Origin of the sequence: Pseudomonas sp. RW3S2, assembly GCF_014268955.1 — a bacterium.
Lineage (GTDB): Bacteria > Pseudomonadota > Gammaproteobacteria > Pseudomonadales > Pseudomonadaceae > Aquipseudomonas > Aquipseudomonas wayambapalatensis.
The window spans coordinates 101,070-124,173 of sequence record NZ_JABWRM010000016.1 but is presented as its reverse complement, the minus strand read 5'-3'; the positions used below and the strand labels follow the sequence as shown (position 1 = coordinate 124,173).

The 23,104-nt window shown below is 66.4% G+C and carries 15 protein-coding genes and 1 riboswitch; of the genes, 8 read left to right on the top strand and 7 right to left on the bottom strand.

All coding sequences use genetic code 11. The annotated features are described in order from the left end of the window. The first annotated feature begins 17 nt into the window (after positions 1–17). From HU748_RS21145 to HU748_RS21135, 3 genes are read left to right on the top strand one after another with little or no spacing between them, the layout of a single operon-like run. Positions 18–6,131, top strand: coding sequence for a non-ribosomal peptide synthetase (locus tag HU748_RS21145; RefSeq protein ID WP_238343426.1), 6,114 nt, complete (start codon positions 18–20; stop codon positions 6,129–6,131). Between the two features lie 60 nt (positions 6,132–6,191). Next, a complete protein-coding gene (locus HU748_RS21140) occupies positions 6,192–7,178 on the top strand; it encodes an alpha/beta hydrolase (RefSeq protein ID WP_186721817.1) in 987 nt (328 codons plus the stop codon). A gap of 45 nt (positions 7,179–7,223) precedes the next feature. Then, complete coding sequence (locus HU748_RS21135; protein ID WP_186721815.1) at positions 7,224–10,202, top strand: autotransporter outer membrane beta-barrel domain-containing protein; 2,979 nt, start codon at positions 7,224–7,226, stop codon at positions 10,200–10,202. A 50-nt stretch (positions 10,203–10,252) separates the two neighbouring features. On the opposite strand, the gene HU748_RS21130 is transcribed toward HU748_RS21135, so the two are convergent. Continuing rightward, a complete protein-coding gene (locus HU748_RS21130; RefSeq protein WP_186721813.1) occupies positions 10,253–11,155 on the bottom strand; it encodes a LysR substrate-binding domain-containing protein in 903 nt (300 codons plus the stop codon). Positions 11,156–11,501: 346 nt separating this feature from the next. Between HU748_RS21130 and HU748_RS21125 the strand changes: the two genes are divergently transcribed. Both HU748_RS21125 and HU748_RS21120 read left to right on the top strand, forming a co-directional pair. After that, on the top strand, positions 11,502–12,785 hold the full coding sequence (locus HU748_RS21125) for a dicarboxylate/amino acid:cation symporter (RefSeq protein WP_186721811.1): 1,284 nt from the start codon (positions 11,502–11,504) through the stop codon (positions 12,783–12,785). A gap of 13 nt (positions 12,786–12,798) precedes the next feature. Beyond that, entirely contained in the window at positions 12,799–14,256 is a 1,458-nt protein-coding gene (locus tag HU748_RS21120) for an amino acid racemase (protein WP_186721809.1), read from the top strand. Positions 14,257–14,299: 43 nt separating this feature from the next. On the opposite strand, the gene HU748_RS21115 is transcribed toward HU748_RS21120, so the two are convergent. The 5 genes from HU748_RS21115 to HU748_RS21095 form a co-directional block, all read right to left on the bottom strand. Next, the gene (locus HU748_RS21115; protein WP_186721807.1) at positions 14,300–15,094 is read right to left on the bottom strand and encodes a class II aldolase/adducin family protein; all 795 of its coding nucleotides are present in this window, start codon (positions 15,092–15,094) and stop codon (positions 14,300–14,302) included. A 145-nt stretch (positions 15,095–15,239) separates the two neighbouring features. Next, positions 15,240–16,139, bottom strand: coding sequence for a LysR family transcriptional regulator (locus HU748_RS21110; RefSeq protein ID WP_186665387.1), 900 nt, complete (start codon positions 16,137–16,139; stop codon positions 15,240–15,242). 121 nt (positions 16,140–16,260) lie between these two features. Beyond that, entirely contained in the window at positions 16,261–17,160 is a 900-nt protein-coding gene (locus HU748_RS21105) for a hydroxymethylglutaryl-CoA lyase (RefSeq protein ID WP_186665386.1), read from the bottom strand. A gap of 20 nt (positions 17,161–17,180) precedes the next feature. Beyond that, a complete protein-coding gene (locus tag HU748_RS21100; RefSeq protein ID WP_054893249.1) occupies positions 17,181–17,573 on the bottom strand; it encodes a MerR family DNA-binding transcriptional regulator in 393 nt (130 codons plus the stop codon). A 53-nt stretch (positions 17,574–17,626) separates the two neighbouring features. Next, a complete protein-coding gene (locus HU748_RS21095; RefSeq protein ID WP_186710415.1) occupies positions 17,627–18,511 on the bottom strand; it encodes a helix-turn-helix domain-containing protein in 885 nt (294 codons plus the stop codon). A gap of 165 nt (positions 18,512–18,676) precedes the next feature. Here HU748_RS21095 and pobA point away from each other — a divergent pair, with 165 nt between their 5' ends. Further along, a complete protein-coding gene (gene pobA, locus HU748_RS21090) occupies positions 18,677–19,861 on the top strand; it encodes a 4-hydroxybenzoate 3-monooxygenase (RefSeq protein WP_186710417.1) in 1,185 nt (394 codons plus the stop codon). 140 nt (positions 19,862–20,001) lie between these two features. Here the strand turns inward: pobA and HU748_RS21085 are convergent, their stop codons facing one another. Then, entirely contained in the window at positions 20,002–20,649 is a 648-nt protein-coding gene (locus HU748_RS21085; RefSeq protein ID WP_186665380.1) for an ankyrin repeat domain-containing protein, read from the bottom strand. A gap of 163 nt (positions 20,650–20,812) precedes the next feature. Here HU748_RS21085 and HU748_RS21080 point away from each other — a divergent pair, with 163 nt between their 5' ends. Both HU748_RS21080 and cobW read left to right on the top strand, forming a co-directional pair. Continuing rightward, positions 20,813–21,694 carry a LysR substrate-binding domain-containing protein gene (locus tag HU748_RS21080; protein WP_186710419.1) on the top strand — a complete coding sequence of 294 codons (882 nt, stop codon included), beginning with the start codon at positions 20,813–20,815 and terminating at the stop codon, positions 21,692–21,694. Positions 21,695–21,739: 45 nt separating this feature from the next. Then, a riboswitch (cobalamin riboswitch) is annotated at positions 21,740–21,938 on the top strand. A 98-nt stretch (positions 21,939–22,036) separates the two neighbouring features. Then, positions 22,037–23,104, top strand: coding sequence for a cobalamin biosynthesis protein CobW (gene cobW / locus HU748_RS21075; RefSeq protein ID WP_054893920.1), 1,068 nt, complete (start codon positions 22,037–22,039; stop codon positions 23,102–23,104).

Genomic DNA, 23,104 nt, shown 5'->3' with positions numbered 1-23,104 from the left:
GCGAGCCGATCGCCAACTTGCAAACCTACGTGCTGGACGCCGGTCTCGGTCCGGTGGCGGTGGGCGTGGTGGGCGAGTTGTACCTGGGCGGCGCCGGCCTGGCGCGCGGTTATCACCGCCGTCCTGGGCTGACCGCCGAACGCTTCGTCGCCAGCCCCTTCGGTGACGGCGAGCGGCTGTACCGCACTGGTGACCTGGCGCGCTACCGCGCCGACGGCGTGATCGAGTACATGGGGCGTATCGACCATCAGGTGAAGATCCGTGGCCTGCGCATCGAGCTGGGCGAGATCGAAGCACGGCTGATGGAGCAGGACGAAGTGCGCGAGGCCGTGGTGCTGGCGGTGCCGGGTGCCGGTGGCCTGCAACTGGCGGGCTACCTGGTGCCAAGCACGCCAGTGGCGGACGACGCGGTGGCCGAAGCCTTGCGCGCCACCTTGCGCGAGCGCCTGGGTGCGGTGCTGCCGGACTACATGGTGCCGGTGCACCTGCTGCTGCTCGAGCAATTGCCGCTGAGCCCCAACGGCAAGCTCGAACGGCGTGCGTTGCCGCACCCTACGGTCGGCCAGTCGAAACAGGCCTATGTCGCGGCGCAGAGCGCCGTGGAAAAGACCCTCGCCAGAATCTGGCAGGACGTGCTCAAGCTGGAGCAGATTGGCGTCAACGACAACTTCTTCGAACTGGGTGGCGACTCGATCATCTCCATCCAGGTGGTCAGCCGCGCGCGGCAGGCCGGTATCCGCTTCACGCCCAAGGACCTGTTCCGCCACCAGACCATCCAGGGCCTGGCCGGTGCGGTGCGCATCGAGGCCGCAGGTCAGGAGGCCGAGCAGGGGCCGGTGACGGGCAGGGCGGGGCTGCTGCCGATCCAGCAGGCGTTCTTCGAGCTGCCGCTGGCGCAGCGCGCGCACTGGAACCAATCGGTGCTGCTGCAACCGACCCGGGCGCTGGACGCCGATGCCCTGGAGCGCGCCTTGCAGGCGCTGCTGGTGCAGCATGATGCGCTGCGCCTGGGTTTCACCCAGGTGGACGGGCAGTGGCAGGCACAGTTCCGTGAGGTGAGCACGATCGGTACGTTGCTGGAACGGGTCGAGGGGGTGCAGCCCGACGCCCTGCAAGCCCTGGGTGAACGGGTGCAGCGAAGCCTCGACCTGGCCGATGGCCCGCTGGTCCGCGCGGTGCTGGTCACTCTTGCCGACGACAGCCAGCGCCTGTTGCTGGTGATTCACCACCTGGTGGTCGATGGCGTGTCGTGGCGGGTGTTGTTCGACGACCTGCAGAGCGCCTATCAGCAGAGCCTTGCTGGCCAGGCTCCGGACCTCGGGCCACGCACCAGCTCGGTCAAGGCCTGGGCCGAGCGCCTGGAAAGCTATGCGCACAGCGAGCAGGGCCAGGCGGAGCTTGCGTACTGGGAGCGTCTGCGCGAGGTGCAGGTGCACTGGCCTGTAGCCGCGCCGACGCAACCTCTGCTCAATCGCGACGCCGCCACGGTGCAGGTGCGCCTGGATGCGGCCCTGACCCGACAATTGCTGCAGCAGGCCCCGGCGGCCTATCGCACCCAGATCAACGACCTGTTGATGACGGCCCTGGCGCGCACCCTGGTGGCCTGGACCGGTGACGAGCACGCCCTGGTGCAGCTGGAAGGGCACGGACGCGAAGCCCTGTTCGACGACATCGACCTGACCCGTACCGTCGGGTGGTTCAGTTCGATGTTCAGCGTGTGCCTGACGCCGGCTGCCGAGCTGGGGGCTTCGATCAAGCAGGTCAAGGAGCAACTGCGCGCCATTCCGCATCGGGGCGTCGGCTTCGGGGCGCTGCGTTACTACGGCGAGCCGCAGGTGCGAGCGCTGCTCGCGGCCTTGCCGCAGCCGCGGGTGACCTTCAACTACCTGGGCCAGTTCGACGGCAGTTTCGCCGTGGACGACGGTGCGCTGTTCACCCCGGCCAACGAGTCTGCGGGTGCGGAACAGGGCGAGGATGCACCGCTGGGCAACTGGCTGACGGTCAATGGCCAGCTGTATGGCGGCGAGCTGAGCCTGAACTGGATCTTCAGCCGTGCGCAGTTCGCCCCCGACGAGATTCAGGCCCTGGCCGAGCGCTACATCGAGCAGCTCGGCGCGCTGGTGCGCCACTGCGTGGAACTGCCGGTGCGCGGCGCGACGCCTTCGGACTTCCCGCTGTGCGGGCTCGACCAAGCCCAGCTTGACCGCTTCCCCGGCCTGCTGGAGCAGGTCGAGGACATCTACCCGCTGTCACCGACCCAGCTGGGCATGCTGTTCCACACCCAGGAATCGGCAGCCAACCTGTACATCAACCAGACCAGCATCGAGGTCAAGGGCCTGGACGCCGAGGCGTTCATCGCCGCCTGGGCGCAGGTGGTGGCACGCCACGAGATCCTGCGCACCGGTTTCTGGACCGCCAGCCACCTGGCCGAGCCGCTGCAGGTGGTCTACCGCCAGGGCAGCCTGCCGGCGCGCTGCCTGGACTGGCGCGAGCGCACTGTCGAACCTGGCGCCCTGCAGGCGCTGGCCGATGAGGATTGCGCGCGCGGCTTCGAGCTGCTCGAGGCGCCGCTGGCACGCCTGAGCGTGGTGCGCCTGGATGACGACACCACCCAACTGATCTGGACCAGCCACCATATCCTCATGGACGGCTGGTCCAATTCGCGCCTGATGGGCGAGGTCTTCGAGTGCTATGCCGGGCATCCGCTGCCCACCAAACGCGGGCATTTCCGCGACTATATCGGTTGGTTGCGCGAGCAGCCGGCGGCGCGCCAGGAAGCCTTCTGGCGCGAGCGCCTGGCAGGGCTGGAGGGGCCGACCAGCCTCAGCGCCAGCCTGCCGTTGCCGACCGATGCACAGGCTGAAGGCCATGCGGCGCTGTACCTAGACTGGGATGGCGCACGCACCCAACGCCTGCGTGAGGTCGCCCAGCAATTGCGGGTGACCCCCAACACGCTGGTGCAGGCGGCCTGGCTGCTGCTGTTGCAGCGCCATACCGGGCAGCAGACCGTGTGCTTCGGCGCCACGGTGGCCGGGCGCCCGGCGGAGTTGGCGGGTTCGGGCGAGATGCTCGGCCTGTTCATCAGCACCTTGCCGATCATCCAGACCCTGTCCGACCAGCAGCCGCTGGACCAATGGCTGCAGGCCCTGCAAGCCTGGAACCTGGAGGTGCGCGACCATGAGCACACGGCGCTGGCCGATATCCAGCGCTGGGCCGGGCAGGGCGCCGGTGGCCTGTTCGACAGCATCATCGTGTTCGAGAACTACCCGGTGGACGAGCGCCTGGCCCAGGCCCAGGACCAGCAGTTGCAGTTCGGCCAGGTGAGCACCCGTGACGTGACCAACTACGCCATGGACCTGGCGGTGCACCTGGGCACGACCCTGAAGATCGAGTTCCTCTATCTGGTCGGGCGTTTCACGCCGGCCAGCGTTGCGCAGATCCTCGCCAGCTTCGAGACCTTGCTGCAGGGGATGCTCGACCAGCCGCAGGCTCGGCTTGGCAACCTCGGCCTGCTCGATCAGGCCGGGCAGCGCCAGTTGCTCGAGGCCAACCGCCTGGGCGGGCAGGCGCCGACGGCGCTGCTGGGCGAGCAGATCGCCCGCCACAGCCGTGAGCGCCCGACCCAGGTTGCGCTGGTGTGTGCCGGTCGCCAGTTGACCTACGCGCAACTCGAACAGCGGGCCAGCCGCCTGGCCGAGCTGCTGGTGGCGCAGGGTGTCGGCCCGGAAGTGCGGGTGGGCGTGGCCCTGCAGCGCTCGGTGGACATGGTGGTGGCGTTCTACGCCGTGATGAAGGCCGGTGGCGCCTATGTGCCGCTGGACATCGATTACCCCCGCGAGCGCCTGGACTGGATCCTGCAAGACAGCAACGCCTCGTTGATCCTCACCGAGCACAGCGTGCAGGAGCGCCTGCCGCAGCGCGACGGGGTGAACTGGCTGCCTCTCGACAGCCTTGACCTCGACGCGCCGGGCCTTATCCGTGGCGCCGCGGCAGTGTCGCCGGACAACCTGGCCTACCTGATCTACACCTCGGGTTCGACCGGCAAGCCCAAGGGCGTGGCGGTGACCCACGGCCCGCTGGCCATGCACTGCGCGGCGATCGCCGAGCGCTACGAGATGGACGTGCGCACCCGCGAGCTGCTGTTCATGTCGTTCGCCTTCGACGGCGCCCAGGAGCGCTGGCTGTCCACCCTGAGCAATGGCGGCTGCCTGGTGATCCGCCCAGGCGAACTGTGGACGCCCGAGCAGACCTGGCAAGCGCTGCATGCCGAGCGCATCGACATCGCCTGCTTCCCCCCGGCCTACCTGCAGCAACTGGCTGAATACGCCGAAGGCCGCGAGCCGCCGGCAGTGCGCATCTACTGCTTCGGTGGCGATGCGGTGGCCCAGGCCAACTACGACCTGGTGCGCCGCAACCTGCGCCCGCAGGCGCTGACCAATGGCTACGGCCCGACCGAAACCGTGGTCACCCCGTTGCTCTGGCGCGTCGCGGCCAGCCAGCCGTGCGAGGCGGTGTATGCACCGATCGGCACTCGGGTCGGCGAGCGCACCCTGTATGTGCTGGACGCTGCACTCAATCCCGTACCGGACGGGGTTGCAGGTGAACTCTACATCGGCGGTGAGGGCCTGGCGCGGGGTTACCATCAACGTCCGGACGTGACGGCCGAGCGTTTCGTCTGTGACCCGTTCGCGCAGGCGGGCGGGCGTCTGTACCGCACTGGCGACCTGGTGCGCCGTCGCCCCGATGGCGTGTTTGACTACCTCGGTCGGCTCGACAATCAGGTCAAGGTGCGTGGTTTCCGTATCGAGCTGGGCGAGATCGAGGCGCGCCTGCGTGGGCGCGCCGAGGTGCGCGATGCCGTGGTGGTCGCGCGGGAGGTCAATGGCAGCAAGCAGTTGGTCGCCTATGTGGTGGCCGAGGCGGATGCCAATCTGGCCGAACGCCTGCGTGCGCACCTGGCCGATGAGCTGCCGGACTACATGGTCCCGGCGCAGATCATCCTGCTGGCGGCGCTGCCGCTGAGCGCCAATGGCAAGCTCGACCGCAAGGCCCTGCCTGATCCGCAGTTCAAGGCGCGCGAGCACGTGCCGGCCAGTACCCCGCAGGAACTGGCGCTGGTGCGTATCTGGCAGGAGGTGCTGGAGCTCGACCAGGTCGGGATCACCGACAACTTCTTCGAACTGGGCGGCGACTCGCTGCGCGTACTCAAGGTGCTGGGCAAGGTCCGCGCGGCACCTGAGCTGGGCCTGAGCCTGAAACTGCGCGACATCATGGGCAAACCGACCATCGCCCAACTGTGCGGCAGCGAACGCAAGCCGCAGGCGCCGGATCCGTTGTTGGCGCTCAACCGTATCGTCGACGGCACCTCGCCGCTGTTCTGCCTGCATGCCGGCTTCGGCACGGTGTTCGACTACGAGCCGCTGGCCCGCTACCTGGACGGGCAGTGCACGGTCTACGGCCTGCAATGCCGCATGCTGCTGGACCGCGAGTGGCAGGACAGCTCGCTGGCGGCAATGGCCGGCGACTATGCCCAGGTCGTGCTGCGCAGGCAGCCTGAAGGGCCGCTGCGGCTGCTGGGCTGGTCGCTGGGTGGGCCGCTGGCGGTGCTGGTGGCCGCCGAGTTGATCCGCCTCGGCCGCGAGGTCAGCCTGCTGGGGTTGGTGGACAGTTACCTGCCGGGGCTGGCTGCACCGAGCGGCGACTGGCGTGACGACTTCCACGGTTTCGTGGCGGTCACCCTGGGCGATGCGCCCGCAGCGGCGCTCGACCCTGCAACGCTGACGCAACTGGACGCCGATGCCCTGGCGGTGCAGATCGGGCAACTGCGCCAACAGGGCAGCACCTCGGACGTCTACGCCCGGATCGAGGCGCAGGACCTGGCGCACACCTTCGTCGTGGCCATGCGCCTGAAAGCCTTGGGCGAGGCCTTGCACAGCCTGCCTGCCGTGGCGGCCGAGGCGCGCTGCTGGTGGGGCGAAGGCGTCGGCAGCCGTGAGCGCGCCAGTTTCGAGGCGGCGCTGGGGCATTGCCAGGCCAGTGCAGTGTTGGCGGCAGGGCACTTCGAATTGCTGCAGCACCCCAGCGTACTGGCGGATATCCGCGACAGCCTGGCACCGACGTTCAGCCATTGAAACCTCGGGCGCTCGCCGCACTGGCGGGCGCCCGTATCGCGTCTTCCGAGGAATTTCCCAATGTCTTTGCATCCTGACCTGGCCGGTTTTCTCGAACTGGTCGAGCTGGGCCGACTGACCGGCAGCAGCCAACCCATGCACCAGATGAGCGTCGAGCAGGCCCGCGCCGAATTCGAACGCAGCTCCCAGGTGCTCGACCCAAGCCCGCCTGGCGACCTGCAGGTCGAGCAACTGCAGATGGTGGATGGCGAGGGCCAACCGCTGTCGGCACGCTTGTATCGCCGGCAGTCGCCGGTGGACGGCCTGCAGCCGGTGCTGTTGTATTTCCACGGTGGCGGCTATGTGGTCGGCAGCCTGGACTCCCACGATGCGGTGTGTCGTCGCCTGGCCATGTGCAGCGACTTTGCGGTGCTGGCGCCAGCCTACCGCCTGGCACCGGAAGCACCCTTCCCGGCGGCTGCGGACGATGCCCTGGCCAGTGCCCGCTGGCTGGTGGAACACGGCGAGGCGCGGCGCCTGGATGCTCGCAGGGTGGTGGTCAGTGGCGACAGCGCCGGGGCCAGCCTGGCCATCGTCGTCGCCGCCACGGCCGCGCAGCAGCAGGAGGGGGCGGTGTTGCGCCCGCTGGCGCAGTTGCTGTTCTACCCGGTCACCGATATCAGCCGCCAGCGGCCGTCCCACGTGCAATATGCCGAGGGTTACCTGCTCGAAAGCGAAACCCTGGAGTGGTTCTACCGGCATTACGTGCGTGACCCATCGCAGCGCCTCGATTGGCGGGTGTCGCCGTTGCACCTGACCTCGCTCGAGGGCCTGGCGCCTACTTGGATGGCGCTGGCCGGGCATGACCCGCTACTGGATGAAGGCGTGGCCTGGGCACATGCCCTGGAAAAGGCCGGCGTGCCGCTGCAGTGGCGGGTGGAGCAGGGGTTGACCCACGATTTTCTGCGGATGCAGGGGATGGTCGAGGCCGTGGAGGGAATCTACGCCGAGGTGGGGCGCTGGTTGAAGGCGGTCGGCGCGGGTTGTCAATCAAACGGTAATATCTGATAGCCATATTGGCCGGCCATCAACAATCACAATGGTCGCCCCAACATGCATTTCACGCCGCACCGTCTGGCCCTGTGTGTCGCCCTGGCCAGTGCTGCCCTGGCCGCCAACGCCACCGATTACCAGGTTGGCAATGCCAGTACCAGCACGCTGGAACTCAAGAAGGGCGACACGCTCAAGGTGACGCCGACCGGCAGCATCGTCTCGGGTGCCGACGACGGGGTGATCCTGCCCAAGCAGACCAGCGGCACCACGGTCAGCGTCGATAACGCCGGTATCATTCGCTCCACCGTGGCCCGCGGTATCGACACCAAGGATGGCGGCACCGACCAGAGCTTCTTCGTCATCACCAACCGCGCCGGGGCGCTGATCCAGGGGACCAACGACGGTATCCGTTTCCAGACCAACCCCACCGCGGGTGGCAGCCTCAAGATCAGCAACGCCGGGACCATCGAATCCATCACCGATGGCCAGGCCATCGATCTGGAGGCCCTCAACAACCCGGGCTTCAGCACTACCCTGGTGAACGAAGCGAGCGGCGTGATCCATGCCGTGGGCAATGACGCGATCAAGACCGGCTCCAACGCTACCATCACCAACTACGGGCGTATCTACACCGACACCGCACCGCAGGATGCCAACGGCCTGGACCAGAAATACGACGGCATCAAGATCGGTACTTCGACCGGTGTCACTGTGTACAACTACGGCAGCATCAGTGCCGACCGTCACGGCGTGGACCTCAAGACCGACGCCACCCTCTACAACTATGCCGGTGCCAGCGTTACCGGGCGCAACGGCTCGGGCTTCGGCTCCGACGGCACCGGCAGCGTGTACAACTGGGGCACCATCACCGGTGCCATCGCCGATGGCAAGATCAATGGCGATGGCGACGGCGTCGATATCGACTTCATCGGCCACGTCTACAACGCCGGCACCATCCAGGGCCTGGGCGCCAAGGGCGTGGACAGCGGCGGGCGGCCCAATGGCAGCGAAGGCATCGCCATGGGCGGCGGTACGGTCACCAACACCAGCACCGGCCTGATCCGCAGCGTCGACAACGGCATCCTGGTGGACGACGGTGCCGAAGGTTCGGGTGTCGGCGCGACTACCATCGACAACGCCGGCACCATTCGTGGTGAGCGCGGTTTCGGTATCAAGCTGGTCGGCAACTTCGATGACACCGTGATCAACAGCGGCACCATCAGCGGTGGCAACGGCCTGGCATTGAGCATGGGCGGCGGCGACGATCGGCTGATCGTGCGCACTGGTGGGGTGTTCAATGGCCTGGTGGATGCGGGCGATGGCGTCGATACGCTGCAGCTCGAGGGCAGCGGCCAGTTTGGCAACAGCGCCAACTTCGAGAAGCTGCTGGTCTCCGGCGGCACCTGGACGCTGAGCAGCGTCAACGATTTCAGCCAGGGTGGCGAGATCACCCAGGGCGCGGCGCTGGTCAACCAGGGCAGTGTGCTCGGCAGCGTGCGGGTGTACCAGGGGGCGACCTACGCGGGCGGTGGTGTGGTCGGTGGCCTCGACGTCAGGGGCACGATGCTGACCAACACCGGGCTGGGCGTGGCCACGGTCAAGGGCGACCTGAAGTTCGATTCGGGCGCCAGCCTGGTCTATGGCGTCAACGCCGACGGCAGCAGTGCGCCGATCAACGTCACCGGTACCGCCAATCTGGGCGGTGCCACCCTGCGCATCCAGCCGACCCCGGGCCAGTACCCCTGGCAGAGCCAGTACACCGTGCTCAACGCCGGTGCGATCAACGGCACCTTTGGCCAGGTCACCAGCGACTACGCCTTCCTCACCCCGAAACTGAGCTATACCAGCCAGTCGGTGGGCCTGACCTACAGCCGCAACGATGTCGCCTTCGACCAGTTCGCCCGCAGCGCCAACGGTGGCGCTGCGGCGCGCAGCCTGGCCAGCCTGGGCAGCGGCGGTGCGCTGTACAGTGCGTTGCTCAATACTTCGAACGCCAGCGCCGGCAATGCCATCGAGCAGCTGTCGGGCAGCAACACCGCCAACCTCGCCGCCGCCACCCTGGCCGGTAGCGCCCAGGTGGGCAGCACCATGCTGGGTGCCTTGCAGTCGATGGGCAGCAATGCCGGGCTGCTGGTGGGCCTGGATCAGCAGGACACCCCGGTGCTCGCCGCCACCGGCCTGCCCCAGGGCGTGCGCAACCTCAACGACCCCAACGCCCAGGGGCGTGTGTGGGGCCAGGTACTGGGCAGCTATGGCAAGGTCGATGGCAGCCACGGCGCCAGCAACCTGGAGCAGCGCACGGGAGGCGCGGTGATGGGCCTGGACTGGGCGGTGGGCAGCGACTGGCGCCTGGGCGTGCTGGGCGGATACTCGCGCACCCGCCTGGACGCCAGCGGCCTGGACGGCAAGGTGCACAGTTGGCATGCCGGCCTCTACGCCCAACGCCAGAGCGGCCCGCTGGCCCTGCGTCTGGGCGCGGCGTACAGCAGCCACGACGGCGACAGCAAGCGCAGCGTGGCCTTCGATGGCTTCGATGAGCGCCTGAAGGGCAATTACGATGCCGACAGCCAGCAAGCCTTCGCCGAGCTGGGCTATGCCCTGGGCAGCGGGCGCCTGAGTGCCGAGCCCTTCGCCAACCTGGGCTACCAGCGCTACCACCGCGACAGCTACCGCGAGAAGGGCGGCGATGCTGCCTTGGCGGTGGATGCCGACACGCAGGACAACGTCACCAGCACCTTCGGCGTGCGCATCGCGCACCTTGGGCAACTGGACAACGGCATGAGCCTGACGCCCCGCGCCAGCCTGGGCTGGCGCCACACCTATGGCAATCTCGACACTCGCACGCGCCAGGCCTTCCTGGCCGGAGGCGATGCGTTCAGCGTCCAGGGCAGCGCGCTGGACCGTGACAGCCTGGTGGTCGAGGCCGGGCTGGAGCTGGGGCTCAGTGCGCGGCAGAGTGTGGGCCTGGGCTACAACGGCGAGCTGGGCAGCAATGCACGCAACCATGCCGTGATGGGGCAGTGGCAGTTGAAGTTCTGATCGTCCGTCAATCCACCTGAAGCCGGGGCCGCAAGGGCCCCGGCGGCGTTTCAGCGCAGGTCGCGTTCCAGCGACTTCCACAGCTCGAGCATGGTCGGGTTGCTGTTGCCGATCGAGCGGAACGACCAGATTTCCAGTTCCGCGCTCCACTCATCCCCGCCTGCGCGCACCAGCCGACCGCTGGCCAGTTCCTCCTCGACCGCCGACTCCGGCAGCCAGGCGATGCCATAACCTTCGCGGGCCATGCGCATCAGGTGCATGGCCATGTCGGCTTCGTAGAAGCGCTTGAGGTGAGGCTGCGCGTTGCCCTGCAGCAACACATCCACCACCCGCCCGAGAAACGAGGTGGTGGTGTAGGCGAGGTAGGGGGTGGGTTTGCCCGCCGCCCCCGGCAGGGCGAACAGCGGGCGGCCTTCGGCGTCGGGCGCCGACACCGGAAAGAAGGCATCGCTGCCCAGGCGCAGGCCGACGAACTTGTCAGGGTCGAGGATGATCGGTGCACGCGGGTGGCTGTAGCCGATCATCAGGTCGCAGCTGCCTTCGGCCAGGGCGATGACCGCCTCCTGCACGTTGGCGGCCAGCACCCGCGCGTTGAAGTAGCCGTAGCGGCGCTGGAAACCGGCGAACCAGGTGGGCAGGAAGGTCATCGACAGGGTGTGCCCGGCCACCACCTGAATCGAGCGCCCGGGCATGCGCTCGCCGCGGCGCAGCGCCGAGCGCAAGTCATGGAAGATCGACAGCGCGTCTCGGCCTTCGTCGCAGAAGGTCTTGCCGGCGGCGGTCAGTTGCACCGGATAGGTGCTGCGGTCGACCAGCTCGACGCCGACCCATTCCTCCAGCGAGCGAATGCGTCGCGACAGTGCGGACTGGGTGATGCAGCGGATCTCGGCCGCGCGGGAAAAGCTCTTGGTCTCGGCGATGGCCAGCAGGTCATCGATCCATTTGGTTTGCATGGTGGTGGGCCTGTGGGTGGCGCGCAGATTCTGCAGCCGGTTCCTGTGGGAGCGGCCTTGTGCCGCGATCGGGCGCGCAGCGGCCGCAAGCCAGGCAACCGAGATCTTTCTGATGTATCTCGGTGTCCGGTTTTACGGCCGCTACGCGCCCGATCGCGGGACAAGCCCGCTCCCACAGACACCGCGTTTACCAGTGGAGCAGCTTATCCCCGGTTTCCCTGGATTTCACCGCCATTCGACAACTATGCGAATTACGCATGAACCCATCGCGCATCCTCATCAACTGCCCCGGCCGTGCGTCGTAGCCTGTTGCTGTCCCTCCCGCATTCGACAGACAGAGGTCGAGATGAATAACAAGAAACTACCCCGTTACATCGCCGTGGCGATCCTGCTCGGCATCGTCGTCGGCTGGCTGTGCAACACCTACGCAGGCTCCGCTGACGCCGCCAAGCAGATTGCAGGTTACTTCAGCCTGGTCACCGACATCTTCCTGCGCATGATCAAGATGATCATCGCCCCGCTGGTTTTCGCCACCCTGGTCGCAGGGATCAGCAGCCTGGGCAATTCCGGTTCGGTGGGGCGCATCGGCCTGCGCTCGATGATCTGGTTCGTCAGTGCCTCGGTGTTCTCCCTGGCCCTGGGCATGCTGCTGGTCAATCTGTTCCAGCCTGGCGCCCACCTGAACCTGAGCGTGGAATCAGGCCAGGCGGCAAGCGCGGTGGCGGTCAACGCCGGGGACTTCAGCCTCAAGACCTTCATCAGCCATGTGTTTCCGCGCAGCATCGCCGAAGCCATGGCCAACAACGAGATCCTGCAGATCGTGGTGTTCTCGCTGTTCTTCGGGCTGGCACTGGCGTTCGTCAAGCAACGCGGCAACACCCGCATCGGCGAGCTGGTGGACGAGCTTGCCAAGGTGATGTTCCGCATCACCGACTACGTGATGATGTTCGCTCCGGTCGGTGTCTTCGCCGCGCTGGCCGCCGCCGTCACCACCCAAGGCATTGGCCTGCTGTTCGACTACGGCACGCTGATCGGCCAGTTCTACCTGGGCATCCTGCTGCTCTGGCTGGTGCTGTTCGCGGTGGGCTACGGCTTCCTCGGGCGCCCGGTGTTCACCCTGGGCAATCTGATCCGCGAGCCGGTGCTGCTGGCGTTCTCCACCGCGAGCAGCGAATCGGCCTACCCCAAGACCATCGATGCGCTGGAGAAATTCGGTGCACCCAAGCGCGTGTCGAGCTTCGTCCTGCCGCTGGGCTACTCGTTCAACCTCGACGGCTCGATGATGTACCAGGCCTTCGCCATCCTGTTCATCGCCCAGGCCTACAACATCGAGCTGAGCTTCACCCAGCAAGTGCTGATCCTGTTGACCCTGATGGTCACCAGCAAGGGCATGGCCGGCGTGGCGCGGGCCTCGGTGGTGGTGGTCGCGGCCACGCTGCCGATGTTCCACCTGCCCGAGGCCGGGCTGTTGCTGATCCTGGCCATCGACCAGTTCCTCGACATGGGCCGTACCGCCACCAACGTGGTGGGCAACAGCATCGCCACGGCGGTGATCGCCGACCTCGAGCGGCGTCATGACGAGGCCCCTGCGCCCGTCGAAGCTGCGCTGAACCCTGCCACCCACGCCTGATCCGGACCGCTCCATGAAAAGCCCACGCAAGACCGCCAACGCGCGCACCCTCGGCATCATCGGTGGCCTCGGCTCGCTGGCCGGTGGCGACCTATTCCTCAAGCTGCTAAAGAGCCAGCCGCTGCTGGCCGAGCAGGGGCGCTACCACCTGCTGTTCGAGCAGCACCCGTTCAAGGACCTGGCGCTGCCGCTCAGTGCGGGCGCGAGCATGACCTCGCGCAAGCTCTATGTGTTCCAGGTCTGCCAGGGCTATGCCGACAGCGGTGCCGACGCCGTGCTGGTGCCGTGCTTCGCCAGCCATACCTTCATCGACGAACTGCGCGCCGAGCTGCAGATCGCCATCGTCGACCTGATGGCCGCGCTCAAGGCCCATGTGGCGCAGATCGCCCCGCCGGGTGCGCGCCTGGGCGTGCTGGCCTCGGACTATGTGCGCGCTTCGGGGTTGTTCGAGCGGCACTTTGCCGACGACTACGAGCTGATCCATCCCTCGCCGGTGCAGCAGGCGGCGTTGATGGAGGCGGTGTACGGGCCTGCAGGCATCAAGGCCGGACATCTGGATGGGGTGGCGCTGGAGCTGTTGCACCAGGTTTGCCTGGAACTCGAAGGCCAGGGCGCGACGCTGTTGCTGCCGGGCATGACCGAGCTGTCGTTGCTGGCGCCGGAGCTGATGCGCCGTGGCATTCACTGCGTCGATGCCAACCAGGTGTATGCCGACTTCGCCAGCGCCACCGACTCGGTGCTGAGCCGTGCGCCGTTCAAGCTGGGGATCGTCGGTGGCGTGGGGCCGGCGGCGACCGTGGACTTCATGGGCAAGGTGGTGAAGAACACCCCGGCCGGGCGTGACCAGGACCATATCAGGATGGTGGTCGAGCAGAACCCGCAGATTCCCGATCGCACCGCCAACCTGCTGCGCCAGGAGGCCGACCCGACCGTGGCGATGTACTCGACCTGCCGCCGCCTGGAAGAGGAGGGCGCCGATGCCATCGCGATTCCCTGCAATACCGCGCATGCCTATGTCGAGCGGATCCAGGAGCATCTGGCGGTGCCGATCGTCAACATGCTGAGCGAGACCATCGATTTCATTTTGCACCGCCATGGTCGCGAGGTGCGGGTGGGGCTGCTGGCGACCTCGGGCACGCTGCAAAGTGGTGTCTATCACGCGGCGGCCGAACGCGTCGGCCTGTCGTTGCTGGTGCCGGACGACGCGGCGCAGGCACGGGTGATGCGTGCGATCTATGGTGAGGAGGGCGTCAAGGCGGGGTTTACCGAGGGGCAGTGTCGGGACGACCTGCTGGCGGGCGCCGGGCAACTGGTCGCGCAGGGCGCGCGGGTGTTGATTCTGGGCTGTACCGAATTGCCGCTGATCCTGGCCCAGGCCGATGGCTTCCCCATCGACGGGGTGCAGGTGGCACTGGTCGATCCGACCGATGTGCTGGCGCGCCGCTGCGTGGGGTTGGCGCGGGAGCGCTGAGGGAGCGCAACGTACATACCCGCTCCCTCAGCAGGTGCGGGCTTCAGCCCTGGTAATCGCGCCCCTCGCGATCCAGTTGCCGGATCAACGCATCCCAATGCCGCTGGATCCCCTCGCCAAGCCCGTCGGAAAAGCGCTTCGACTGTTCATGCACCTTGGCAATCGCCGCTGGGGAGGCGTACTGCAATTGGTCATTGCCACCGGCCTGGGCGGCGATCTGGATGTTGCAGGCGCGCTCCAGGCCGTGCAGCTCGCGAAAGGCATGTTCGACACTGATGCCGCCGGTGAGCAAGCCGTGATTGCGCAGGATCAGGATATTGCTTTGCCCCAGGTTGGCCACCAGACGCTGCTGTTCATCCAGGTCCAGCGCGACGCCCTCGTAGTCGTGATACACCACGCGGCTGTAATAGGCCAACGCATGCTGGGAGACCGGCAGCAGGCCGTCACGCTGGGCAGACACCGCCGCACCATCGCGGGTGTGGGTGTGCAGTACGGCCTTGAGGTCGGGACGGGCGCGGTGGATGGCGCTGTGGATGACGTAGCCGGCCTGGTTGATGCCCAGGCCCAGCGGGTCGTCGATGATCGTGCCGTCGACATCCACCTTGACCAGGTTGGACGCGGTGATTTCGTCGAACAGCAGGCCGAAGGCGTTGATCAGGAAGTGCTCGTCCGGGCCGGGAACCCGTGCCGAGAAGTGCGTGTAGATGTGGTCGGTCCAGCGGAACAGGGCTGCCAGGCGATAGGCGGCGGCGAGCTTGACCCGCACCTTCCATTCCTCGGCGCTGACTCGTAGGCGCACGGCCTCCTGGCTGGGAGGTACGACGGACAGTGAACTCATGCGGTGCTCCAGTGCAAGGCAGTACGGTGTGAACAGGACCGTAGGCGTCTGGCGCAACGCTGTAAAAGTCTTTTTGGTTCTATGCTAATTATTCGTTTTAAGAATTATCTTTTTTGTTTTTATGCAAGGTGATCATTTAACCAGGTCAACTCGCTGCGTTGTTCAGCCGGGTGCCCGCCACGGCGCCGAACAGCTCCACCGGCTCCTGCAGGTTGCCCAGGTAGCGTGGATGGAACAGCCACAGGTCGACCTGCGGCTTGAAATCGCTGACGTTGACGATATCCAGCAGGTCTCGATGGCGACTGGCAAGCAACAGCGGTTCGGGCACCAGGCCCAGGCCCTGGCCGTTGGCGACCAGCCCCAGTTGCAACTCGGTGCCGAAGGTTTCGAGGTTGATCGACAGTGACAACCCCTGTTCGCTCAATGCGCGCTGCAGCCCGGCGCGAAAGCCGCAACCATCGGGGTTGAGCACCCAGCCGCGGGTATAGCAGTCGCGCAACTTGTAGCTGCGCTTGCCGGCGCTGCCCTTGGCCGCGACCACGCGCAACGGCATGCGCGTGATGGAATGGCTGGCGATGCCTTCGGGGAAGATCTTGCCCGGTGGGAAGAGCGCCGCAGCGGCATCCAGCTCGCCGTTTTCCATGCGCGCGATCAGGCTGCTGCCCCAGCCGCTGGTGACCTGGGTGCGCAGCTCGGGGTAGGCCTGGCGGATCTGCGCCAGGGCCTCGAGCAGCACGACATCGCCCAGTGTCTGCGGCACGCCCAGGCGCAGAGTGCCGGACGGTGCGCCATCGTTGGCCACCAGTTCGCGCAGGGCGTCGATTTCACGCAGGATGGCCTTGCACTGCTCGTACACGCGCAGGCCCATGGGTGTGGGCTTGAGTGGCTTGGTGTTGCGGTCTAGCAAGGTGGCGCCGAGGTCTTCCTCGAAGTTCTGCACGCGCCGGGTGATGGCCGGTTGGGTCAGTTGCAGCGCTTCGGCGGCAAGGTTGGTCGACTGGCAACGGATGACGGCCACGAAGGCGTCCATGTCATCGATTTTCATATTCGGCGCTCACATATTGCGACTGGAGGACATACCCGCAGAGCATAATCCCGCTGGCCGGAAATGTCACAGTTCGATGAGCGAGGGAAACAGGGCGGCGCTCGCCGCCCCTGGGCGTGCGTCAGCGGGCGCTGCGTGCCCGTGCTACCCGCGAGCCGTTGGCACGCCCCAGCACGTCGCTGATGCGTTGGCCGGCGGCGACCAGCTTGTCCAGGTCGATACCGGTCTCGATACCCAGCCCCTGCAGCAGGTACAGCACATCTTCGGTGGCGATGTTGCCGGTGGCGCCCTTGGCGTAGGGGCAGCCGCCGAGCCCGGCCACCGAGCTGTCGAACACGCTGATGCCTTCGAGCAGGCTGGCATAGACATTGGCCAGGGCCTGGCCGTAGGTGTCGTGGAAGTGGCCGGCAAGCTGCTCGCGCGGCACCTGCGCCGAGACCACCTCGAACAGGCGTCGGGTATCGCCGGCGGTGCCGGTGCCGATGGTGTCGCCCAACGACACCTCGTAGCAGCCCATGTCGTGCAGGGCGCGGGCGACCGGGGCGACCTGCTCGGCGCTGACCTTGCCTTCATAGGGGCAGCCGAGCACGCAGGATACATAGCCGCGCACCTGGATACCGTGCTCGCGGGCGGCGTCCATGATCGGTTCGAAGCGCTGCAGGCTCTCGCTGATCGAGCAGTTGATGTTGCGCTGGGAGAACGCCTCGGACGCCGCGGCGAACACCGCCACCTCCTTGACCCCGGCTGCCAGTGCATCCTCGAAACCGCGCAGGTTCGGCGCCAGGGCCGCGTAGGTCACCCCGGCACGCTGACGGATACCGGCGAACACCTCGGCCGATCCAGCCATTTGCGGCACCCACTTGGGCGAGACGAAACTGCCCACCTCGATATAGGAGAGCCCGGCGTCGGTGAGGTCGTCCACCAGCCGCACCTTGTCGGCGACGCTGATGGGTTGGGCTTCGTTCTGCAGGCCGTCGCGCGGGCCGACTTCGACCAGGCGCACGTGTGCGGGCAATGACATGGCGGGGTTCCTGTGGCGAATCAACGGTTATTGTTCAGGGTGGCGGCCAGGGCCTGCTCGCAGCGCTCCTGGGCGGTGTCCAGCTCCAGGTGCATCTGCTGGATATCGAGCATCTGCTGCTCCAGTTGCGCGCGGCGTTCGGCGATCTTGGCCAGCATGCTGGTGAGCTGCTTGAGGTTGCCGCCGCTAGGGTCGTACAGCTCGATCAGCTCGCGACATTCGGCCAGCGAGAAGCCGATGCGCTTGCCGCGCAGGATCAGCTTGAGGGTCACCTTGTCACGCGCCGAATAGATGCGCTCCAGGCCGCGACGCTCGGGGCTCAGCAGACCCTGCTCCTCGTAGAAGCGGATGGCGCGGGTGGTGATGTCCAGCTCGCGGGACAGGTCGGAGATGCTGTAGGTCTGGCTGCTCATGCTCGGGCTCGGGGGTGGAATGTGAGTAAGCTAAAGGCAGGTTGACGTATACGTCAAGGTGATTGCGCAGTACCGCTGCGTCGATAGGCATTGGGCGTTTGGCCGCTGAGGCGTTTGAAGAAGCGTGCGAAGTAGGTGGGATCGCTGAAACCCAGGCTGTCGGACAACTGGCCGATGCTCATGCGCGTGTAGGTCAGGTTGCGCCGCGCTTCGAGCAGCAGGCGCTGGTGGATCACCTGCAGCGCGGTCTGCCCGCTCAGCGCGCGGCACAGCTGGTTGAGCTGCAGGCTGGTGATGCCCAGGCGAGCAGCAAACTCATCGACCGACAGGTGCTGGCGGTAATGCGCTTCGACCAGGCGCAGGTAGTGCCCGAGCAAGTGGCGGTCGCGCTCGTCGCGGTTGCGCGGTGCCTGGCCCAGTTGTTGGCGGCGGCTGATCCACACCATCAGGGCGGTCACCAGCGCCTGCAGCATGGCGGCGCGAGCGGGTGCGCTGCCCTGGTATTCCTGCTGCAAGGTGTCGATCAGCCCGCGCAGGCGCGTGCGGTCGCGGCCCAGCGGGTAGCATGCCGCCGATGCCAGCACCGCCAGGGGTGCACCCAGGCGCTGCTCGAGGTCGGCCACCAGCGCCGTACCGAAGGTCAGTACATGGCCCTGGATGTCGGCGCTGAAGCGAAAGCCATGCACCGTCAGCGGTGGCACCACCTGGATCGCTGCCTCGTGGATCTCGCTGTGTCGGCCTTCGATTTCCACCAGCGCGTGCCCGCGCTGCACGTAGAGCAACTGGAACAGTTCGGCGTGCTGGTGCGGCTTGATCTCCCAGTGGTGCAGGCGGCTGCGTGCCGGGATCGATTCGCAGTGCAGCAGATCGCTGCCGGGCCAGGCGTGGTTTTCACCATAGAGCTGGAACAGCGGTACGCCGGGAAGGGAGGATTTCATGGTCGGGACACCTGTGCGCTGATCGCACGGAATTTTGAAAAGTGCAGATTTTTCATCGGATATGACACCTTTTCAGCTTTTTGCGCCAGTAAAAATGCAGGGGCTAACCCGAATAACGTATGCCGGCTGCCGCCAGTACGGCATCGACAAGGCGAGACAACAACAATGAAAACCCAGGTTGCAATCATTGGCGCCGGCCCTTCTGGCCTGCTGCTTGGTCAACTGCTGCACAAGGCGGGCATCGACACGCTCATTCTCGAACGCCAGACCCCTGAGTACGTGCTTGGCCGGATCCGCGCCGGCGTGCTGGAGCAGGGCACCGTCGACCTGCTGCGCGAGGCCGGGGTATCGGCGCGCATGGACCGTGAAGGGCTGGTGCACGAAGGCGTCGAACTGCTGGTGGCAGGGCGTCGCCAGCGCCTGGACCTCAAGGCTCTGACCGGTGGCAAGACGGTGATGGTGTACGGCCAGACCGAAGTCACCCGCGACCTCATGCAGGCCCGCGAGCAGAGCGGGGCGCCGATCGTGTATGGCGCGAGCAACGTGCAGCCGCACGGGCTCAAGGATGAACGGCCCTACGTGACCTACGAGAAGGACGGCCAGTTGCACCGCGTCGAGTGCGATTACATCGCTGGCTGCGACGGTTTTCATGGCGTTTCGCGCCAGAGCATTCCGCAGGGTGTGCTCAAGCAGTACGAGCGGGTCTATCCGTTTGGTTGGCTGGGCTTGCTGGCCGATACCCCGCCGGTCAACCACGAGCTGATCTATGCGCATCATGACCGTGGTTTCGTATTGTGCAGCCAGCGCTCCACCACCCGCAGCCGGTACTACCTGCAGGTGCCGCTGGACGAGCGGGTGGAGAACTGGCCCGATGCGCGTTTCTGGGACGAACTCAAGGCTCGTCTGCCCGAGGACGTCGCGGCGCGCCTGGTCACCGGCCCTGCGCTGGAAAAGAGCATCGCGCCGCTGCGCAGCCTGGTGGTCGAGCCGATGCAGTACGGGCACCTGTTCCTGGTGGGGGATGCGGCGCATATCGTGCCACCGACCGGGGCCAAGGGCCTGAACCTGGCAGCCTCGGACGTCAACTACCTGTATCGCATCCTGGTCAAGGTCTACCGCGAAGGTCGCAGCGACCTGCTGGAGCGCTACTCACCGCTGGCGCTGCGGCGGGTGTGGAAGGGCGAGCGTTTCAGTTGGTTCATGACCCAACTGCTGCATGATTTTGGCGAACACAAGGATGCCTGGGACCAGAAGATGCAGGAGGCGGACCGCGAGTACTTCCTGTCGTCCGATGCCGGCCTGGTGAACATTGCCGAGAATTATGTGGGTTTGCCGTACGAGGAAGTGTAGGAACAACTATCTCGCTCAAAATCTAAAGGCCCGCCCAATCCCCTTGTGGGGGCGGCGGTTCGGCGCCCCGACTTGTCCCGCGAACACGGGCGTAGCCCGTGCCATCCACCGCAGCGTACTTGGCACGGGCCAGCGGTTCATCACCGCTCCAGCAACGCCACCATCTCTGCATACCCGCGCGTGCGCGCATGCTCCAGCGCCGTCACGCCATCCTTGTCGGCAATCGCCGGGTCCGCGCCGGCCGCCAGCAGCCGTCGCACAATGTCCACATGGCGCGGACCGCCGTCGCCAAGGATCACCGCCTCGAGCAAGGCGGTCCAGTGCAGCCGGTTGAGGTGGTTCACGTCCACGCCAGCATCGATCAGCATCTGCACCGTTTCCACATGGCCACGCTCCGCCGCCGGAATCAGCGCCGTGCCGCCGTAGCGGTTGGTGCTGGCGAGGTCGGCGCCGTGCGCCAGGGTCAGGCGCAGGATCTCGTTCAGGCCGCGAGCGCCGGCATACAGGTAGGGGCTGTCGTGGATGTTGTCCTTGGCGTTCACATCGGCGCCGGCCTCGATCAGCACCTTGGCCGCGTCGATGTGGTTGCCGTGGGTCGCGGCCAGCAGAGGTGTGCGCCCTTGGCCATCGCGGCTGTCGAGCGCCACCGGTTCCTTGAGCAGGCGACGGATGGCAGGTGCATCGCCGCGCTGGGCGGCATAAAGCAGGCGGGTATCCATGGACGTGGTCTCGGCGTGGGCGGCAAGGCAGGTGAAGGCCAGCAGGCAGGCAGCGAGGGTGTGGCGCATGCGTAGGGCTCCTGAGGCAAAGCCTCATCCTAGGGAAAAAGTTGCAGGCAACTGAAACGAATTATCTGGATGAGCTGTAGTGGATTTCCGAATACATCAACGTTGCCCGCCTCGAAGGGCCATGCTAGAAGTCAGCGTCATCATTTGAAAACCGAATACCCTCATGTCCATCAGCGTAAAACCGAATAGGGCTCTGTTCGATCTCGACCTGTTGCGCGCTATCGTCGTGGTCGCCGATTGCGGCAGCTTCACCACGGCTGCAGCCCGTCTGCATTCGACCCAGTCGACCATCAGCCAGAAGGTACGACGCCTCGAGGAGATGGTCGGCCATCGCCTGCTGGTGCGTGGCAACCGCGACGTGCTGCCCACCGACGCCGGGCAGACGCTGCTCGGCTATGCCAGGCACATGCTGGCGCTGAACGACCAGATGCTCGAGGCCCTGGCCGGGGCCATGGTTGGCGTCACCGTGCGCCTTGGCGTGCCCGAAGATTTCGTCGGCGGGCGAACCACCAATGCGTTGTCGGCGTTCAGCCGCCTGCACCCGCAGGTCAAGCTGGAAGTCACCAGCGGCCTGTGCCGCGACCTGAGCCAGGCCTACGACAATGGTGAACTCGATCTGGTGCTGCTCAAGCAGCGGCGCAACAGCCGCGAGGGGGTGTCCTGCTGGCCCGAGCGCCTGCAATGGATCGACAGCGTGCGCATGCCGGCCTTCGAGCTTGACCCGGTGCCCTTGGTCACCTTTCCACCGCGCGGGCTGTACCGCGAAGACATGATCCATGCCATCGAAGGCATGGGCCGGCGCTGGCGCATCAGCTTCACCAGCTCCAGCCTTTCCGGTATCCAGGCCGCGGTGGCCGATGGCATGGGCGTGAGCTTGCTGCCGCCGCGCGCGGCCACCGCCGAGCACCGAGTACTGGGGGCGGCGCAAGGTTTGCCGGAGGTGGACAGCTACGAGATCGTCATCGTCCACCGGCCAACGGCCGATGTGATGGTCAAGGCCCTGGCGCAGGTGCTGACCGAGCTGCTGGCCGGGGGTGGCATCTGAAGGCTCCGATCAGCGTCAGACGGTTGACCACCTGCGCACCACTGCGTAGCCTTGCCGCTTCGAGGTTCTCCGGCGCTGCCGGAGCTAAGACGGGAACGCGGTACAAGCCGCGGCTGCCCCCGCAACTGTAAGCACTGAACAGGGTCGACACAGCCACTGCGCCCGCGCGCGGGAAGGCGTCGTCCTGACGGCTGGAGGTCGTGCAGTGCAAGCCAGGAGACCTGCCTCGCAACGTATTCGACTTTCAACCGGGCGGGGTGATCCGGTGGCGAGCGAGCCCGGCCGGTCGGTCGAGGCTTTCGTCCCGCATGCCCGCACCATTGCTGCCAAGGGCATCGCCACATGAAAACACTGGCCAAACTTCCCGTCACCATCGTCACCGGCTTCCTCGGCTCGGGCAAGACCACCTTGCTGCGCCACATGCTCGACAACGCCCAGGGGCGACGCATCGCGGTCATCGTCAACGAGTTTGGCGAGCTGGGTATCGACGGCGAAATCCTCAAGCAGTGCAGCATCGGCTGCACCGAGGAAGAGGCCAACGGCCGCGTCTATGAGCTGGCCAACGGCTGCCTGTGCTGCACCGTGCAGGAAGAGTTCTTCCCGGTGATGCGTGAGCTGGTCGCTCGCCGTGGCGACCTGGACCACATTCTCATCGAGACCAGCGGCCTGGCCCTGCCCAAACCGCTGGTGCAAGCCTTCCAGTGGCCGGAAATCCGCAATGCCTGCACCGTCGATGCGGTAATCACCGTCGTCGACAGCCCAGCCGTGGCCGCCGGCACCTTCGCCGCCTACCCGGACCAGGTTGACGCGCAGCGCAAGCTCGACCCCAACCTGGACCACGAATCCCCGCTGCATGAGCTGTTCGCCGACCAACTGGCCAGTGCCGACCTGGTGGTGCTGAACAAGGCTGACCTGATTGACGCCGAGGGCCTGGCCAAGGTCCGCGCCGAAGTCGCCGAGGAGCTGCCGCCGGCCGTCAAGGTGATCGAGGCCAGCAGCGGTCGCCTGCCGCTGGATGTATTGCTGGGCGTGGGTGCCGAGTCCGAAGTGCACATCGATGGTCGTCGCACCCACCACGATTCGCACCACGACGGCGACGATCATGACGATCACGATCATGACGCCTTCGACTCCATCTCCATCGACCTGCCTGAAGCGGACGAAAGCCTGCTGCTCGATGCCCTGACGCAACTGGTCACCGAGTTCGGCATCCTGCGCGCCAAAGGCTTTGCCGCGATCCCCGGCAAGCCGATGCGCCTGTTGATCCAAGGTGTGGGCACGCGCTTCGACAAGCACTTCGACCGCGCCTGGCGCAGCGACGAGCCGCGCATCACCCGCCTGGTGCTGATCGGCCAGGACCTTGACGCGGCACAGTTGGAAGCGCGCCTGCGCCAGGCCCTGGGCGCCTGA

What these genes read in the sequence shown, in the direction of transcription:
- HU748_RS21140 (WP_186721817.1), top strand. Translation starts at nt 6,192, where the DNA reads ATGTCTTTGCATCCTGACCTGGCCGGTTTTCTCGAACTGGTCGAGCTG.
- HU748_RS21135 (WP_186721815.1), top strand. Translation starts at nt 7,224, where the DNA reads ATGCATTTCACGCCGCACCGTCTGGCCCTGTGTGTCGCCCTGGCCAGT.
- HU748_RS21130 (WP_186721813.1), bottom strand. Translation starts at nt 11,155, where the DNA reads ATGCAAACCAAATGGATCGATGACCTGCTGGCCATCGCCGAGACCAAG.
- HU748_RS21125 (WP_186721811.1), top strand. Translation starts at nt 11,502, where the DNA reads ATGAATAACAAGAAACTACCCCGTTACATCGCCGTGGCGATCCTGCTC.
- HU748_RS21120 (WP_186721809.1), top strand. Translation starts at nt 12,799, where the DNA reads ATGAAAAGCCCACGCAAGACCGCCAACGCGCGCACCCTCGGCATCATC.
- HU748_RS21115 (WP_186721807.1), bottom strand. Translation starts at nt 15,094, where the DNA reads ATGAGTTCACTGTCCGTCGTACCTCCCAGCCAGGAGGCCGTGCGCCTA.
- HU748_RS21110 (WP_186665387.1), bottom strand. Translation starts at nt 16,139, where the DNA reads ATGAAAATCGATGACATGGACGCCTTCGTGGCCGTCATCCGTTGCCAG.
- HU748_RS21105 (WP_186665386.1), bottom strand. Translation starts at nt 17,160, where the DNA reads ATGTCATTGCCCGCACACGTGCGCCTGGTCGAAGTCGGCCCGCGCGAC.
- HU748_RS21100 (WP_054893249.1), bottom strand. Translation starts at nt 17,573, where the DNA reads ATGAGCAGCCAGACCTACAGCATCTCCGACCTGTCCCGCGAGCTGGAC.
- HU748_RS21095 (WP_186710415.1), bottom strand. Translation starts at nt 18,511, where the DNA reads ATGAAATCCTCCCTTCCCGGCGTACCGCTGTTCCAGCTCTATGGTGAA.
- pobA (WP_186710417.1), top strand. Translation starts at nt 18,677, where the DNA reads ATGAAAACCCAGGTTGCAATCATTGGCGCCGGCCCTTCTGGCCTGCTG.
- HU748_RS21085 (WP_186665380.1), bottom strand. Translation starts at nt 20,649, where the DNA reads ATGCGCCACACCCTCGCTGCCTGCCTGCTGGCCTTCACCTGCCTTGCC.
- HU748_RS21080 (WP_186710419.1), top strand. Translation starts at nt 20,813, where the DNA reads ATGTCCATCAGCGTAAAACCGAATAGGGCTCTGTTCGATCTCGACCTG.
- cobW (WP_054893920.1), top strand. Translation starts at nt 22,037, where the DNA reads ATGAAAACACTGGCCAAACTTCCCGTCACCATCGTCACCGGCTTCCTC.